Genomic DNA, 15,687 nt, shown 5'->3' with positions numbered 1-15,687 from the left:
GGCCGCAGGTCACGGCCGTCAGGGGATGCGATCGGCGGGGAGAGACCCCCAGAATTACCGACCGCTCGTTCAGTATATGTGACCTGCACCACCGGGGCAATGCGGACGAAGGGTGTCACATTCTCCGCTCCCCGAGCGCTCGCCGACTATCATTGATGGCCATGAATCCACTTGAGAACCAAGCCCTGGCCGACTGGCTGGCGGACTACGGCACCCTCTTCTGGACCTGGCTCATCCTGCCGGTCGTCGCCGCCGTGGGCCTGTACTTCACCGTGCGCTCCGCCGCGGTCCAGGGACGCATGCTGCCCGAGATGATCCGCACCCTCCGGGACCCGGCCCTTGTCAACGAGGACGGCAGCCCCAAGTCCATCTCGGCCTTCAAGGCCTTCACCGTCTCCGCCGCGTCCCGCGTGGGCGTGGGCAACGTGGCGGGCGTGGCCACCGCGGTGGCCGTCGGCGGGCCCGGGGCCGTGTTCTGGATGTGGGCCATGGCGTTCATCGGAGGCGCCTCGAGCTTCATCGAGTCCACCCTCGGCCAGCTCTACAAGGAGCGGGACCGGGACGCCTACCGCGGCGGGCCCGCGTACTACATGCAGCACGGCCTCGGGAAGAAGTGGCTCGGCACCACGTTCGCCGTCGTGCTCATCATCTGCTTCCCCTTCGCCTTCTCATCCCTCCAGGCCAACACGATCGTCGCGTCCGTCTCGGGGGCCATGGGCCAGAAGACGCCGGACACCGCGCTCGCCGTCGGGCTCGGCGCCACCCTCGCGGTGCTGACCGGGGCCATCGTCTTCGGCGGCCTCAAGCGCATCGCCAACGTCACCAACGCCATGGTTCCCGCGATGGCGCTGGTCTACATTGTCACGGGCCTCGTCGTCGTCGTCATTCACCTTGACCAGCTCCCGCGGGTTCTAGGACAGATCATCACGGAGGCGTTCAACTTCAACGCGGCCGTGGGCGGCGGCATCGGAACGGTGATCCTGACGGGCGTGAAGCGGGGCATGTTCTCGAACGAGGCCGGCCTCGGCTCCGCGCCGAACGCAGGCGCCACGGCGGCGGTCACGCACCCGGTCAAGCAGGGGCTCGTGCAGACGCTCGGCGTCTACTTCGACACGTTCATCGTCTGCTCGGTCACCGCGTTCATCATCCTCGTCTCCGTGGACAACCCGGTGGGGTCCGAGAAGGGCATCGCGCTGACGCAGCACGCCCTGACCGACTCGCTCGGGGCGTGGAGCGGCGCGCTGCTCGCGGTCGTCATCCTGCTCCTCGCGTTCAGCTCGATCATCGGCAACTACTACTACGGCGAGTCCAACGTGGCGTTCATGACGGACAGCCCCGTGGCGCTCGCGGTGTACCGGAGCCTGGCCGTGGTGGCGGTGTTCCTCGGCTCGCTCGCGGCCGTGGATGTCATCTGGAACTTCGCGGATGCGGCGATGGGCGTCATGGCGCTCATCAACCTCGTGGCCATCCTGCTGCTGGGCCGCGTGGCGCTGCGCCTGCTCAAGGACTACGAGGCCAAGCGGCGGGCCGGCCAGGACCCGGTCTTCCTCGCCAGCGAGATGCCGGACCTCCGCGGCGTCCACACCTGGACGGCCGACGACGTCCAGTCCGGCTCGGGCACACCCGCACCCCGGCGCGCCGCGCGCTGACGGGCGGGTCCGGGCCGGGCGGGGCCACCTCCAGCCCGGACCCGCCAGCCTCGGCCGTTCGCCCCTCGTTTCGGCTTTGCCCCCTCGTTTGGCATCTGCCCCGCGCATTGCAGGGGGCGCATGCCAAACGAGGGGGCGTCACCGTGACGGGCTTCGTCGGAGAGACTGACCCGTCACGAAGAATTGCCGCTCACGAGCCGGCGGCGTCAGGATCGACGATCCGACTTAGCCCGCCAGACACCCAGAACCGTGGACACCACAATCAGGGCAAGGAAGACGACATTCGATGTGCCCTCCTCAATGATTCCGGTCGACCGAAGAATTAGCGTCGCCAATCCGAGAATCAGAACGACAATGAGACCGACATTTTTCATCGACAATCCCCCTTCTGGACTGACGTCGCGCTCGACAGAGCCACCCTAACAAGCCACGTCATCCCGACTGGGGGAGGTCATGACGAAGCCAGAGTTACCCCTCTCCCAGGGCGGCCCACCTCTCCCCGGACGTCTGGCCCCGCCCCAGCGGTCAGTCCACCGCGAGGGTGTACCCGAGGCGCATCCGGTCCGGCAGATCCAGGAATTCGCCCCGAGTCATGAGGGAGCCGTTCGCAGTGCGGACCGAGGCGGCGCGGCCATCGTCGTCGAACTCAAAGCGCGCAAGCTCCCCGTGCGCCCCGAAGCCGTACGGATCCTGCATGCGCAGGGAGGACTCGTCGACGTACTCGTACGGGAGGGACTTGGGGTCCACGGGATACCCGAGCTCGAACTCGTAGATGTTGTGCCCCAGAAACGCGAAGCGCGTGGCGCCCCACAGGCTGGAGAAGGACTCGTCAAAACGGCGGAGAACCTTCTTCTTGACGCCCGCCAGCGAGGGGTGGGCCGGCGCCAGGGCCAGGTCGGCGAGCGCGAAGAGGGAGCGTCCCAGCGTCACCGGGTCCCCGTCCACCGCGTTCGTCAGGACGGACACCACCACGCCGGTCTCCGGAACGGCCCACGTCCGGGAGATGAAGCCGGGGTAGCCGCCGGAGTGGCCGAAGGTGGCGCGGCCGCCGATCTCCTCGAACATGAACCCGAGGCCGTAGCCGCGCCCCTCCCGCACGTAGACCGGCCGCTGGGCCAGCCGCTTGGTGCCGTCCTCGAGGAGGACGTCGGTGCGCTTGCGCTCGAACTCGGTGCTCGCGGGCAGGTGCGCGGAGAAGTACCGGCAGAGGTCGCGGGCGGTGGAGTAGAACCCGGTGGCCGCGACCATGCCGCGCGAGTTGACGTGGTCGATGGGCACGCGCAGGAAGGGGTCCGTGGCGTCGGCGCCGCGGCCGGTGTACCCGGTGGCGAGCTCGTCCGCGCGGTCGTCGAGCTCCGGCCCCGTGTTGGCCAGGCGCAGCGGCCCGAGGATGCCGGACTGCACCCAGTCCGTGTAGCTTCCGCCCGTCGCCGCCTCGATGATGAGGCCGAGGAGCGAGTACCCCACGTTCGTGTACTTCATGCGCTCGTTGCGGAGGATGACGTTGCCGGTGCGGGCGATCTCGATGATCTCCTCCCGGCTCGGGAACGGGCGGCCGAGGGACCAGAAATCGGAGTCCATGCTGTCGCGCGTGACACCGGCGGTGTGGGAGAGCAGCTCGGAGATCGTCGCCTCGCCGAGCGGCGAGTCCGCGAGCTCGGGCAGCCACGCGTCCAGGCGGTCGTCGAGCCGGAGCACGCCGCGCTCGAAGAGCTGGAGGATCGCCGTGGCGGTGAAGGTCTTGGAGTGCGAGGCGACGCGCATGAGGGTCGTGGGCGTCATGGGCCGCTCGGCCTCCACGTCCGCCATGCCCCACGCGATGTCCCCGACCCGCTTGCCATCCACGCTGACGGAGACCTGGAAGCCGGGCAGCCCCACGTTCCGGGCGAGGGCGCCGAGGAGCGGCTCCCCCACGCGGAGCGCCTCCTTCCACGCGGCGATCTGCGGGTTGGGGCCGGCGGCCTTCCGCTTGGTGGCGGCCTTCGCGCTCTCGCTGGCCTTGACCTCCGACGACGCTGCTGCGCCCCTCGTCACTCCCGCATCCATGGGTCCTCCTTCAGGCTCGGGCCCCGCTCGTCGTCGAGCGGCGGCTCGGGGTGATCCACCCCACATGTCAGAACTCCCAGCGTATCGGAAAGGCATCTTTCACATTCGCCGCACCCAGCGCCGGATGGGTGCCACGGCGGCCCGGAAGGCATAACCTGGATCACATGCAGAAGCTCCTCGCCAAGAACCCTGCACGCATCGGCCGCCCCGCTGGGGCCCGGATTGAGGCCGATCGATTCCCCGAGTCCCTGAGCGGCGGGACGCCGGAGGCCCTGCGACGGGGCCTCGAGGACATCCTCGGCCCCGCCAACGTCCACTCCCGTCCCCTCGATTTGGTGGCCTACGCGTCGGACGCGAGCCCGTATCGGATGTGCCCCGCCGTCGTCGTTTCCCCGGAGTCCCCAGAGGATATGGCGAGGCTGTTCGAGTACTGCCGTGAGAATGGGCGTCACCTGACGTTCCGCTCGGGAGGCTCGTCCCTCAATGGGCAGGCGCAGGGGGATGACATTCTCGTGGATGTCCGCCGCCATTTCCGCGGAATGGCCCTGGAGGGCGAGACTCTGCGGGCCAGGCCGGGCGAGATTCTCGCGGGAGTCCAGCGGATGCTGGCCCTGCATGGGCGCCGCTTCGGGCCGGACCCGGCCTCGGCGAGCATCGCGACGATCGGCGGAATCCTCGCGAACAATTCCGGCGGGATGCGCTGCACGGTGGCCGTGGACAGCTATCACTCGATTGAGTCCGCGACCATTGTTCTTCCCTCCGGTTTCATTCTGGACACGGCCGCCGAGGATGCCGATGAGCGCCTCGCCCGCGAGGAGCCAGAAATCGCCCAGGGCCTGATCAAGCTGCGGGACGACATTCGCGCCGACGAGGCCCTCTGCGCACGCCTCCGCCGGAAATTCACCATCCGAAATACCAATGCCCTGCGCCTCGACGCGTTCCTCGACGCCGACTCCCCCGCGCAGATCCTCCGCCGCCTCATCGTGGGCTCAGAAGGCACCCTCGGTTTCGTCGCCGAGGCGCGGCTCGCCACGCAGCCCCTCCCCCGCGTCAAGGCCGTCGCCTGGGTCATGCTCCCGGACGCGGGCCAGGCGGCCGGGCGCGTCAAGGCCATCATGGACGCGGGCGCGGACGCCTGCGAGCTGCTCGTCAGCCCCGTCCTCCGCGAGTCCGTCGGGAACTTCAAGGGGGCGGACCCTGCGTGGGCTGACCTCCCGGACGAGGCCGCTGCGCTCCTCGTGGAGGTCTCCGGGTATGACGACGACGGCCTGGCGGAGCGCGTCGCCGCCGTCGAGGACATCCTCAAGGACGCCGAGCTGACCACCCCGCTGGCCTTCACGCGCGATCCGCTCGAGATGGCCCAGGCGTGGGAGATCCGCGGCGGGCTGTTCCCCCTCATCGGTCGGCAACGCCCGGCCGGGACCGCGCTCATCACGGAGGACCTGTGCGTCCCGCCGGCCGCGATCGGCGAGGCGTCCCTGGACCTCATGGCCCTGCTGCGCAAGCACGGCCACCCCGACTACGTCATGGGCCACGCGGCCTTCGGCAACCTTCACTTCTTCCTGACGCCGAGCTTCGAGACGGACGAGGACATCGCGCGGTACGCCGCGTTCATCGACGAGTTCGTGGAGCTCATCCTGGACCGCTATGACGGCTCCCTCAAGGCCGAGCACGGCACGGGCCTGTCCATGGCGCCGTTCGTGGAGCGCGAGTGGGGGTCCACGGCCTTCGGCCTCATGTGGCGGGTCAAGGAGCTGCTGGATCCGCACGGCATCCTCGCGCCCAACATCAAGCTGACCCGGGACCAGGACCTGCACCTGAAGAACTTCAAGACCACGCCCACCATCGAGGCCGTGGCCACGGACTGCGTCGAGTGCGGGTTCTGCGAGTCCGTGTGCCCGTCGCGCAACGTCACCGTGACGCCGCGGCAGCGCATTGCGATCCGCCGCGAGATGGCCCGCCAGCCGGAGGGCTCCGCCATGCTCGCCTCCCTCCACGCCGATTACGGGCACGACGCCATTGACCTCTGCGCCGCGGACGGCACGTGCTCCGTGGCGTGCCCCGTCTCCATTGACACGGGCGCGCTCATGAAGGAGTTCCGCGCGGCCGAGTCCGGGAAGGCGGGCAACGCCGCCGCCCTGGCTCTGGCCAAGAACTGGGGCCTCGTGGAGGCCGGCGCCCGCGCGGGTCTCACAGCGTCCGACGCCGTCCAGCGGGTTCTCGGCTCCAGCCTGTCCGCGAAGGTCCTCGGCGGGGTGACGGACGCCGTCCGGCGGGTCGTGTCCGAGGACCTCATGCCCACCGCCCGGGAGGGCCTGCCGCCCGCCAACCGGCGACCCCTGCCCGTGACGAGCCCCGACGGCGCCACCGCCGTCTACTTCCCCGCGTGCATCAACCGGATCTTCGGCCGCGCGGGCGAGGGCGTCAGCCTGCCCGAGGCCATCGTCCGCCTCGCCGAGTTCGCCGGCCGCCCCGTGCACATCCCGTCCGACGTCGCCGGCACCTGCTGCGGCACCCCCTTCAGCTCCAAGGGATACGTCCCCGCGAAGCGCTGGATGGCCGTCAAGGCGGCGGAGGATCTGTGGCGGTGGTCGGACGGGGGCCGCCTGCCCGTCGTCGTGGACGCGTCCAGCTGCACGCATGGGTTCGTGGGGGACGTGCGGGACGTCCTCGCCTCGGGCGCTTCAGAGGGCGACGACGACTGCCGCCGGCTGTCCGAGCAGCTCTCCACGCTAGAGGTGCTCGATGCTGTGACGTGGGCGCGGCGGGAGCTCATCCCGGCCCTGGAGGCGCGCGGGGTGGCGGGGGCCGCGGCGGGCCGCGTGGCCGTCCACCCGACGTGCTCCACGATGCACCTCGACGCGGTGGACGACCTCATGGCGGTGGCCTCGTTCGCGGCCGAGGACGCGTTCATCCCCGTCGGCGCCGCGTGCTGCGGCACCGCGGGAGACCGCGGCCTCCTGCATCCGGAGCTGGTCGAGTCCGCGACCCGCGACGAGCGGGCCGGGCTCGCCGCCGCCGAGGCCGCCGGGCCCGTAGACGCCTACGTGTCCGCGAACCGCACGTGCGAGATGGGCATGACCCAGCAGACGGGCCGCGAGTACGAGCACGTGCTGCTCCTCCTCCACGACGCGCTGAGGCCGCTCGTGCGCTGAATCTCACGCACTCTCAAGCTCCCAGGCTCTCAGGCTGTCGCGCATACTCAGGCGCGGTCGGCCCGCTTCTTGGCGGCCCACGCGAACGCAGCGGCGAAGACCACGCCCACCAGTGACGCGAGGATGAGCACGCGCGGCGCGGCCACGGCCTCGGCCAAGCTCGCGGACGGGCCCGTCGCCACATCCAGAAGAACAAAGGCCACCGTGACGACGACAAACGTACCGGCCGCCTTCAGGAGCATCGCCCCGCGGGGCAGCGCCCACATGGCGTGGACGATCGCCCCCACGGCGCTCATGGCCGCGATATCGATCCAGTGGGCGCCCGAGGCCAGTGCCGCCTCCGCATCCGCGCGGTGGCCGAAGAAGTATGACCAGAGGATGACCCCCGAGATCATGAGAACAAAGTGCAGGTAGTCTCGCCAGGGAAACTGAAACTTGTCATCGGGTTTGGCCATGGACACCTCCGCACGGTCAGTTGGCGCCGCCGGTCATTGCGCGGGCCTCAGAACACCAGCGTATCCAGGACGGGCGCCTGCCGGCACCCCGGAGGATCACGGAACGCCCCGGAGGACCACCGCGTTTGTTACGCTCCCCGCGCCCGCCAAGCCCCGCCCGCTAACCTGGTGGCATGACTCACTCTCCTGACTCTGTCCTGTCCGCCCTGGCGCAGGCAGCCGCCGCTGCCACCGCCCCCGTGGCCCGCAAGGAGCCCGTGACCCGCGAGCGCCACGGCGACGTCTTCACGGACAACTACGAGTGGATGCGGGCCAAGGAGTCGCCCGAGGTCCGCGCGCACCTGGACGCGGAGAACGCGTACACGGACGAGGTCGCGGCCCCCTTGGCTGGCCTGCGGGAGGACATCTTCGCGGAGATCAAGGAGCGCACCCGGGAGACGGACCTCTCGGTGCCGGCGCGCCGCAACGGCTACTGGTACTTCACGCGGACCGTGGAGGGCGAGCAGTACGGGGTGCGCTGCCGTGTCCGTGCCCAGGACACCGGGGACGTCCTCGCGGACTGGACGCCGCCGGTCATTGAGCCGGGCGTGCCGGTGGAGGGCGAGGAGGTCATCCTCGACGGCAACGCGCTCGCCAAGGGGCTGCCGTTCTTCGCGCTCGGCGGCCTGGACGTGTCCGAGGATGGGCGCTGGCTCGCGTACTCCGTCGACGCGGCCGGCGACGAGCGGTACACGGTCCGCATCAAGGACCTCAGCTCGGGCGAGCTGCTGCCGGACGAGATCCCTGGGACCTCCGCGGGCCTGGCCCTGGCCCCGGACGCCTCCGCGGTGTTCTACATCCTCCCGGATGAGTCGTGGCGCCCGTACCGCCTCTACCGCCACGTGATCGGCTCGGAAGGGCCGGACGAGCTCCTCTTCGAGGAGACGGACGAGGGCATGTGGACGGACTTCGGCATCTCGGGGGACAAGCGCGAGCTGGTCATCGACGTCGGCAATTCCGAGGTCTCCGAGATTCTCACCCTGCCGTTGGGGGATCCCGAGGCGCGCCCGCGCGTCGTCGTCTCCCGGGAGCAGCGGCTCCTGGCGAGTGCGGACCCGATCCTCGCCCAGGGGCGCCCCGCCTACCTCATCACCCACAACCGGCACGGCGGGAACAACGCGGTGGCGCTCGTGCTCGCGGAGGAGCTGGAGAAGCCGTTCGCGGAGCAGCGCTGGATCCCGGTCGTCGCGCACCGGGATGACGTCAAGGTGGACGGGGCGGGCGCCACGGCGGCGTGGGTCCTCGTGAGCCAGCGGGAGAACACGGCGCCGGGCTTCGTGGTCTTCCCTCGCGCTGACATCGAGGCTCTCGCCTCCTCGGGTCTGGATACCGACGACGACGCCCCGGACCTCGCCCCCATCCGGCCCGAGTTCAGGGAGGAGATCCGGGCTGTGTCCGCGGGCTCCTCCTACGAGGCGCCGTTCCTCACGCTCAACTACGTCTCGTTCGTGACGCCGCAGCGGGTCCTCCTGTTCGACCCGGCGACGGGGCAGCAGACCGTCCTCAAGGACACCGAGGTGCCAGTGGCGGACCTGACCCAGTACGAGGCCATCCGTGACTGGGCGGTGGCGCAGGACGGCACGCGCATCCCGCTCAGCATCGTCAAGCGCAAGGACACCCCGAAGGACGGGACGGCGCCGGCCGTGGTCTACGGGTACGGCTCCTACGAGGCGTCCATGGACCCGCGGTTCTCGGTGGCGCGGCTGTCCCTGCTGGACCGAGGCGTCGTGTGGGTCGTGGCGCACATCCGCGGCGGCGGCGAGCTGGGCCGGGCCTGGTACGAGAACGGCAAGAAGCTCGCCAAGAAGAACACGTTCACGGACTACGTGGACGCCACGCGCCACGTGGCAGCGGCCGGCTGGGCAGACGCCTCCCGCATCGCAGCGTGGGGCGGCTCGGCGGGCGGCCTGCTCATGGGCGCGGTGACGAACATGGCGCCGGAGCTCTACAAGGCGGTTGTGGCGCAGGTGCCGTTCGTGGACGCGCTGACGACCATCCTGGATCCGGCCCTGCCGTTGTCCGCCCTCGAGTGGGAGGAGTGGGGCAACCCGATCACGGACCCCGAGGTGTACGCGTACATGAAGTCCTACACCCCGTACGAGAACGTCCGCCCGGCCAGCTACCCGGCCATCGCGGCGGTGACGAGCCTCAACGACACGCGCGTGCTCTACGTCGAGCCGGCCAAGTGGGTACAGGTGCTGCGCGCCAACCAGGAGGGGCCAGCCCCGATTGTCCTCAAGACCGAGATGGACGGCGGCCACGGGGGCGCGTCCGGCCGGTACGAGGGCTGGAAGGACTTCGCGTGGGACGCCGCGTGGACCCTGGGCCACCTCGGGGCCACGGAGCGCGTGGGGTAGCTCAGCAGGCCCCTCCCCCTGGTCAAAGCACGTCACCATTGAACCAAGCCCGTCATCATTGAGGCCTCTGATCCCCGAGATCACGCCTCGATGGTGACGGGCTTTGTTCATTCATGACCTGGATTGACCGGGCACGCCTTGACGGCCCCGGGACCCGGTGCCAAGATACTGACCAAGCGTTCAGTAATTGTGATCTAGGTCGCAGTGAGCTTGGCCCGGGCGGCCCGGCCACCGCCGCCGGCAAGGAGCCCCCGTGACAGAGCAGCACTCCCCGGAGCCGGGCGCCGCGCCGCGATCTGACCCCACGCCCACCTCGCCCGAACCGGTCCATCCCGAACAGGGCCCCACGCCCCACTCCCCCGGCATCGAGATGGCACCGGGCCTCGAGCCGCACCCCATGCTCGCCGGAGACGCCGCGAGCGCGTGGATGGGCCTCCGCGTCGAGGACTACGCCCCCGGCCGCGCCGTCTGCTCCCTCATCCCCCGGCCGGAGATGCTCAACGGCTTCGGAATCGGCCACGGAGGCATGACGTTCGCGCTCGCGGACACGGCCTTCGCCATCGCCTGCAACGACGCCTCAGACCACGAGACGTACACCGTGGCGCAGGGCGTGGACATCAACTTTCTCGCCCCGGTCACGCCTGGCGCCCGGCTCCGAGCCACGGCCGAGCGCGCCTCACGCCCCGGCCGCAGCGCCGTGTTCGACGTGACGGTTGAACAGGAGTCTGAGGGCGGCCCCGTCGTCGTCGCCCTCTTCCGCGGACGCTCCCGAACGCTCCCGCGCGCCGGACGCTGACCCCGCCGACGCCCACCCGACCCGCACGCCGAACTCCAGCACACCGCGCCGCCGCACCCCGGCCCGCCGCCCACGACCGCCGAAAGAGGAACCCATGAGCACCCCAGCCTCCGCCCCAGCCCCACGCGACGGATTCGATCCCCTCACCGCCTCCCGCGAGGAGGTCGAGGAGCTCCAGCTGGCCCGCCTCCAGTGGACCGTGAGGCACGCCTACGAGAACGTGCCCATGTACACGGAGAAGTTCGACGCGCACGGGGTCCACCCCGACGACCTCAAGAGCCTCGAGGACCTGGCGCGCTTCCCCTACACGGAGAAGGAGGACCTGCGGCGGTGCTACCCGTTCGGCATGTTCGCGGTGCCCATGGAGCGGGTCCGGCGCATCCACGCGAGCTCGGGCACCACGGGGCAGCCGACGGTGGTCGGGTACACCGAGGCCGACCTCTCCATATGGGCGGACCTTGTGGCGCGGTGCCTCCACCTCTCCGGCGTGCGGGCCGGAGACCGCGTCCACAACGCGTACGGCTACGGGCTGTTCACGGGCGGGCTGGGCGCGCACGCGGGGGCGGAGCGGCTCGGTGCCACGGTCATCCCCATGTCCGGCGGGCAGACGGAGAAGCAGATCCAGCTCATCCAGGACTTCCAGCCCACGGCCATCCTCTGCACGCCGACCTACCTCCTGGCCATCGCCGACGCCATGCAGCGGCAGGGCCTGGACCCCCGGGCCACGTCACTCAAGACGGCGGTCCTCGGGGCGGAGCCGTGGACCGAGGAGATGCGGCGTGAGCTGGAGCTCGCCTGGGGCATCGACGCGTGCGACATCTACGGGCTGTCCGAGGTCATGGGCCCGGGCGTCGCCGGCGAGTCCTGCGAGACCAAGGACGGCTCCCACATCTGGGAGGACCACTTCAGGCCGGAGATCATCGACCCGTTCGAGCCTGAGCGCACCATGGCGGACGGGGAGCCGGGCGAGCTCGTCTTCACGTCCCTCACGAAGCAGGCTCTGCCGATCATCCGCTACCGCACGCACGACCTCACGCGCCTCCTTCCCGGTTCGGCCGCGCCGGGCCACCGCCGGATGGGGCGCATCACGGGCCGCAGCGACGACATGATCATCCTCCGCGGCGTGAACCTCTTCCCCACGCAGATCGAGGAGATCGCCCTCGGCGTCCCGGGCCTGTCCCCGCACTTCCAGCTGGAGATCACGCGGCCGGCGGCGATGGACGAGCTCACCGTGCGCATCGAGGCCCGCCCCGGCACGGAGGGGGCGGCGCGGGCAACGGCGGGGGCTGAGCTGCGGCGGCTCATCAAGGTGCGTGTCGGCTCGAGCTGCGCCATCGAGGTGGTGGACCCCGGGACCCTGGCCCGCTCCTCCGGCAAGCTCAAGCGCATCCACGACCTGCGCAACCGGTAGCCCGGGGGCGGGCGGTAGCCGGGCCGGCGGCCCTGCCGCACGCGGGGGCAGGCTGCATCCTGTCACGTCGAGCACCCTCGGAGTCACGAAGTTGCGCCCCCTCGCGTCGGCGGGGTTTGCTGGAGGCCTATGAACGCCTCACAACCGTCCCGCCGGGGGCGCCCCGGACACAGCCAGAGCAGCGTCGTTGCGGTCGCCGTCGAGACGTTCAACCGCCACGGATACGAGGCCACGAGCATGGGCATGCTCGCGGACGCCCTCGGCGTCTCCAAGTCCGCGATCTACCATCACGTCCCGAGCAAGCTGGAGATCCTTCGGCTCGCCTTGGATGACGCGCTCTCCGCTCTTGAGACAGCGGCCGACGACGCCGAGGCCGCCCCACCCAGCGCCGCCTCGGTGGCGGACCTCATGCGGGCCACTGTCCGTGTCCTCATCGAGAAGCAGTCCGAGGTCCGGCTGCTGCTGCGCCTGCGGGGCAACAGCGACGTTGAGCGCGAGGCCATCGAGCGCCGCCGCGCCGTGGACCGCCGGACCGCCGCGGTGATCGAGGCGGCCCAGGCGGCCGGCGAGCTTCGAGGGGACCTTGAGCCGCGGGAGCTCGCTCGCCTCATGTTCGGCACCGTCAACTCGGTGGTGGAGTGGCACCGCCCGGGCGGCCGCCAGTCGAGCGAGGAAGTCGCCGAGACCGTCGTGTCCCTGCTCATGGACGGCGCCCGCCAGCGCGCCTAGCCCTGTGCTTGCCCAGCGCCACCGTCCTGCGGTGCCCGCCAGCGGCTGGGCCGGCCGCCTAGCGCGTCTTGGCCACCAGGGTCAGGACGTCGTAGGTCGCCACGGTCTCCCCGTCCTGGTTGACGAGGAGTGCATCCCAGGCAACCTCCCCGTACTCGTCCGTCTCGCGCGGGGTGATCCGCTTGGCCGTCAGCTCCACGCGGATCGAGTCCCCCGCTGCCACGGGCGTGATGAACCGCAGATTCTCCAGACCGTAGTTCGCGAGGACCGGGCCCGGCTCCGGGGAGACGAAGAGCCCCGCCGCCCACGACACAAGCAGGTACCCGTGCGCCACGATGCCCGGGAAGAAGGGGTTCGCGGCCGCGGCCTCCTCGTTCGTGTGCGCGTAGAACGTGTCACCGGTCTCCTCAGCGAAGGCCTGGATGTCCTCGCGGCGCACCGTGCGGAGGGCAGAGACGAACGCGTCCCCGATCTCGAGCTCGGCCAGCGACTTGCGGAAGGGGTGCTCCAGCTCGGGGCTTCCGCCGAACTCCGGCTCGCCCGAGATGCGGCGCTCCGCGCCCCGATGCCACTGCCCCGTCACCGCCGTGAGCATGTTCGGCGAGCCCTGGATGGCGCTGCGCTGCATGTGGTGCTTGACCGAGCGGATGCCGCCCAGCTCCTCGCCGCCGCCGGCCCGCCCGGGGCCGCCGTGGACGAGGTGCGGGACGGGCGAGCCGTGCCCGGTCGAGCTGCGGGCCGTCTCGGCGTTGAGAATGTGGACGCGGCCGTGGTGGCCCGCGATGCCCAGGGTCAGCCGGGCGGCCGTCTTCGGGTCCGCCGTGCAGACCGTCGCCACGAGCGAGCCGGCTCCGCGTGCCGCCAGGCGCACGGCGTCGTCGTCCGTCTCATACCCGAGGACCGAGGTGACAGGCCCGAACGCCTCAACCTCATGGAGCTCCGTGGCCTCCGCGTCCTCCCAGACGAGGAGGACCGGGCTCATGAAGGCGCCGCCCTCAGGGACCGGCAGGGGGTCCAGGACGTTGCGGCCGCCGGCCGCCTCAAGGCGAGAGACCGCCTCCCGCACGTCACGCAGCTGATCCTCGGAGACGAGGGCGCCCATCGTCGTGCCCTCCGTGCGCGGGTCGCCCACCACCGTCTTCTCGGCGATGCGCGCGGCTACGGCCTTCTGGACCGGCTCAACCATGGCGTGGGGGACGATGACGCGGCGGATCGCCGTGCACTTCTGGCCCGCCTTGACCGTCATCTCGGTGACGACGGCGCGCACGAACGCCGAGAACTCCGCCGACCCCTCCTCGACGTCCCGGCCGAGGATGGCCGCGTTGAGGGAGTCCGCCTCGGAGGTGAATCGGGCGTTGCGCGCCAGGGCCTCCGTGCGGAGCTTCGCCGCGGTGCCGGCCGAGCCCGTGAAGGAGACCATGTCGCGGTAGTCGATGTGCTCGAGGATGTCCCGCGCGCCGCCCGCGACGATCTGGAGGGAGCCTTCCGGCAGGAGGCCTGACTCGTCCATGATCTTGACGCACTCCACGGCCAGGTAGGAGGAGGGGGTGGCGGGCTTGGCGATGGTCGGCACGCCCGCGAGGAACGCCGGCGCGAGCTTCTCGAGCATTCCCCAGACGGGGAAGTTGAAGGCGTTGATCTGCACGGCGACGCCCGGGATGCGCGAGTAGACGTGCTCGCCGATGAACGAGCCGTCCTTCGAAAGCACTTCCGTGGGCCCGTCGGGGATGACCGTGGCATTCGGGAGCTCCCGGCGGCCCTTCGAGGCCATCGTGAACAGGACGCCGATGCCGCCGTCCACGTCCACCATCGAGTCAATCCGCGTGGCGCCCGTCTTGGCGGAGAGCTCGTAGAGCCGGTCCTTGTTGGCGGTGAGGTGCTGGGCCAGCGCCTTGAGGCGCAGGGCGCGCTCGTGGAAAGTGAGGTCCCCGAGGGAATCGCGGCCGGCGGTGCGCGCGTACTCGAAGGCGCTCGCCAGGTCTGCGCTCGCCTTGGGCATGAGGCCGACGACGGCGCCCGTGGAGGCGTCTCGCAGCTCTGCGACTCCATCCTGTGCGGCGTCTGAGGGGTTCGTCCAGCTGCCGGAGAGGAAGCTGGGAAGCAGTGCGGGCGTGGTGACGCTCATGCTGGGGCGCCTTTCCTGAACGATCGGTCAGTTATGTGGTGAAGCCTATCAGCGGAGGCGCTCCCGGGCGTGACCCGCGCCACGTTTGGGTTGGCGCGGGGTGCCGTGCCCGGAACGGGGAACGGCACCCTTCTGCGGCAGCGCAGGGTCTTGCCGCAGCGGGGGCAGGGCCATACACTGAGTGGGCTGAATCACCCTGGCCCGGCAACGCATGAGCGGCTGCCTCACCGCCTCGATCCCCAAGGACACCCCATGCGCACCGCCCTGCCCGCCCGTCTTTCTGCACGCGTTTCCGCCGCAGCCGCCCTGGCTCTCATCCCCGCCGCTCTCGTCGCCTCGGCGCCGGCCGCTTCGGCAGCCACGGCCATGGCCACCCGCCCAGCGTCCTTCACCGCCAGTGCCAAGTCCGTGCCCATCACGTCAACCGTGACCTTCAAGGCCCAGGCCCAGCAGCTGCGGGCCAAGACGTGGCGCGCCACGCCCGGCGCCACGGCCACCGTGTGGTTCGACCAGGACGGCGCCAAGGCCAACACCGCCATGCGCACCATCAAGGCGGACGCCAAGGGCAACTTCTCCACCTCGTTCTCCGCGTCCGCGAGCGGGGTGTGGACCATTAGGCTCGCCCCGACGGCCACCCTCCAGGCCAGCACCTCGGCGCCGATCCGCGTCAACGTCACCATCCCTGCGTCCACGCGCCCCGCATCCGGGAGCTGGAACTGCCCGAGCTGGGCGCCCATCAAGGGCAACGCGAGCAGCCACATCTACCACGTGCCGGGCGGCCGCTACTACGCCAAGACCAAGCCGGAGATCTGCTTCTCCTCCCCCGCGGCGGCCGTCCGGGCCGGATACCGCGCCTCCAAGGCCTGATCCTCTGTACTAGGCTCCCCTGCATGAGCACACGCAGCATGGTCGCCACACAGTGGGG

10 protein-coding genes are annotated in these 15,687 nt (G+C 70.5%); 7 read left to right on the top strand and 3 right to left on the bottom strand.

The features are described 5' to 3' along the window. Positions 1-161: 161 nt before the first annotated feature. Positions 162-1,649, top strand: a complete 1,488-nt coding sequence (locus J2S35_RS06820) for an alanine/glycine:cation symporter family protein (protein ID WP_309851358.1) — start codon at positions 162-164, stop codon at positions 1,647-1,649. A 525-nt stretch (positions 1,650-2,174) separates the two neighbouring features. On the opposite strand, the gene J2S35_RS06815 is transcribed toward J2S35_RS06820, so the two are convergent. Beyond that, complete coding sequence (locus J2S35_RS06815; protein ID WP_309851357.1) at positions 2,175-3,695, bottom strand: serine hydrolase domain-containing protein; 1,521 nt, start codon at positions 3,693-3,695, stop codon at positions 2,175-2,177. A 164-nt stretch (positions 3,696-3,859) separates the two neighbouring features. On the opposite strand from J2S35_RS06815, the gene J2S35_RS06810 reads away from it, so the two are divergent. Continuing rightward, on the top strand, positions 3,860-6,850 hold the full coding sequence (locus tag J2S35_RS06810; RefSeq protein WP_309851355.1) for an FAD-binding and (Fe-S)-binding domain-containing protein: 2,991 nt from the start codon (positions 3,860-3,862) through the stop codon (positions 6,848-6,850). 47 nt (positions 6,851-6,897) lie between these two features. On the opposite strand, the gene J2S35_RS06805 is transcribed toward J2S35_RS06810, so the two are convergent. Beyond that, positions 6,898-7,305 (bottom strand): hypothetical protein, encoded by a 408-nt coding sequence (locus J2S35_RS06805; RefSeq protein WP_309851352.1) that lies wholly within the window; start codon positions 7,303-7,305, stop codon positions 6,898-6,900. Between the two features lie 173 nt (positions 7,306-7,478). Here J2S35_RS06805 and J2S35_RS06800 point away from each other — a divergent pair, with 173 nt between their 5' ends. From J2S35_RS06800 to J2S35_RS06785, 4 genes are all read left to right on the top strand, one after another. Further along, a complete protein-coding gene (locus J2S35_RS06800; RefSeq protein ID WP_309851350.1) occupies positions 7,479-9,701 on the top strand; it encodes a S9 family peptidase in 2,223 nt (740 codons plus the stop codon). A gap of 253 nt (positions 9,702-9,954) precedes the next feature. Next, a complete protein-coding gene (locus J2S35_RS06795; protein WP_309851348.1) occupies positions 9,955-10,497 on the top strand; it encodes a PaaI family thioesterase in 543 nt (180 codons plus the stop codon). Between the two features lie 94 nt (positions 10,498-10,591). Further along, positions 10,592-11,908, top strand: coding sequence for a phenylacetate--CoA ligase family protein (locus J2S35_RS06790; protein WP_309851345.1), 1,317 nt, complete (start codon positions 10,592-10,594; stop codon positions 11,906-11,908). Between the two features lie 129 nt (positions 11,909-12,037). Further along, complete coding sequence (locus J2S35_RS06785) at positions 12,038-12,637, top strand: TetR/AcrR family transcriptional regulator (RefSeq protein WP_309851342.1); 600 nt, start codon at positions 12,038-12,040, stop codon at positions 12,635-12,637. A gap of 58 nt (positions 12,638-12,695) precedes the next feature. Here the strand turns inward: J2S35_RS06785 and paaZ are convergent, their stop codons facing one another. After that, a complete protein-coding gene (paaZ, locus tag J2S35_RS06780) occupies positions 12,696-14,762 on the bottom strand; it encodes a phenylacetic acid degradation bifunctional protein PaaZ (protein WP_309851339.1) in 2,067 nt (688 codons plus the stop codon). A 252-nt stretch (positions 14,763-15,014) separates the two neighbouring features. Here paaZ and J2S35_RS06775 point away from each other — a divergent pair, with 252 nt between their 5' ends. Continuing rightward, positions 15,015-15,629 (top strand): sunset domain-containing protein, encoded by a 615-nt coding sequence (locus tag J2S35_RS06775; RefSeq protein ID WP_309851337.1) that lies wholly within the window; start codon positions 15,015-15,017, stop codon positions 15,627-15,629. Positions 15,630-15,687 lie beyond the last annotated feature (58 nt).

Origin of the sequence: Falsarthrobacter nasiphocae (assembly GCF_031456275.1) — a bacterium.
Lineage (GTDB): Bacteria > Actinomycetota > Actinomycetes > Actinomycetales > Micrococcaceae > Falsarthrobacter > Falsarthrobacter nasiphocae.
Note: the sequence above shows the minus strand (reverse complement) of the source record. Positions and strands in the feature narration are given on the sequence as shown.

Coding starts and splice junctions, on each gene's coding strand:
- paaZ (WP_309851339.1), bottom strand. CDS start 14,762: ATGAGCGTCACCACGCCCGCACTGCTTCCCAGCTTCCTCTCCGGCAGC.
- J2S35_RS06790 (WP_309851345.1), top strand. CDS start 10,592: ATGAGCACCCCAGCCTCCGCCCCAGCCCCACGCGACGGATTCGATCCC.
- J2S35_RS06810 (WP_309851355.1), top strand. CDS start 3,860: ATGCAGAAGCTCCTCGCCAAGAACCCTGCACGCATCGGCCGCCCCGCT.
- J2S35_RS06820 (WP_309851358.1), top strand. CDS start 162: ATGAATCCACTTGAGAACCAAGCCCTGGCCGACTGGCTGGCGGACTAC.
- J2S35_RS06815 (WP_309851357.1), bottom strand. CDS start 3,695: ATGGATGCGGGAGTGACGAGGGGCGCAGCAGCGTCGTCGGAGGTCAAG.
- J2S35_RS06800 (WP_309851350.1), top strand. CDS start 7,479: ATGACTCACTCTCCTGACTCTGTCCTGTCCGCCCTGGCGCAGGCAGCC.
- J2S35_RS06805 (WP_309851352.1), bottom strand. CDS start 7,305: ATGGCCAAACCCGATGACAAGTTTCAGTTTCCCTGGCGAGACTACCTG.
- J2S35_RS06785 (WP_309851342.1), top strand. CDS start 12,038: ATGAACGCCTCACAACCGTCCCGCCGGGGGCGCCCCGGACACAGCCAG.
- J2S35_RS06775 (WP_309851337.1), top strand. CDS start 15,015: ATGCGCACCGCCCTGCCCGCCCGTCTTTCTGCACGCGTTTCCGCCGCA.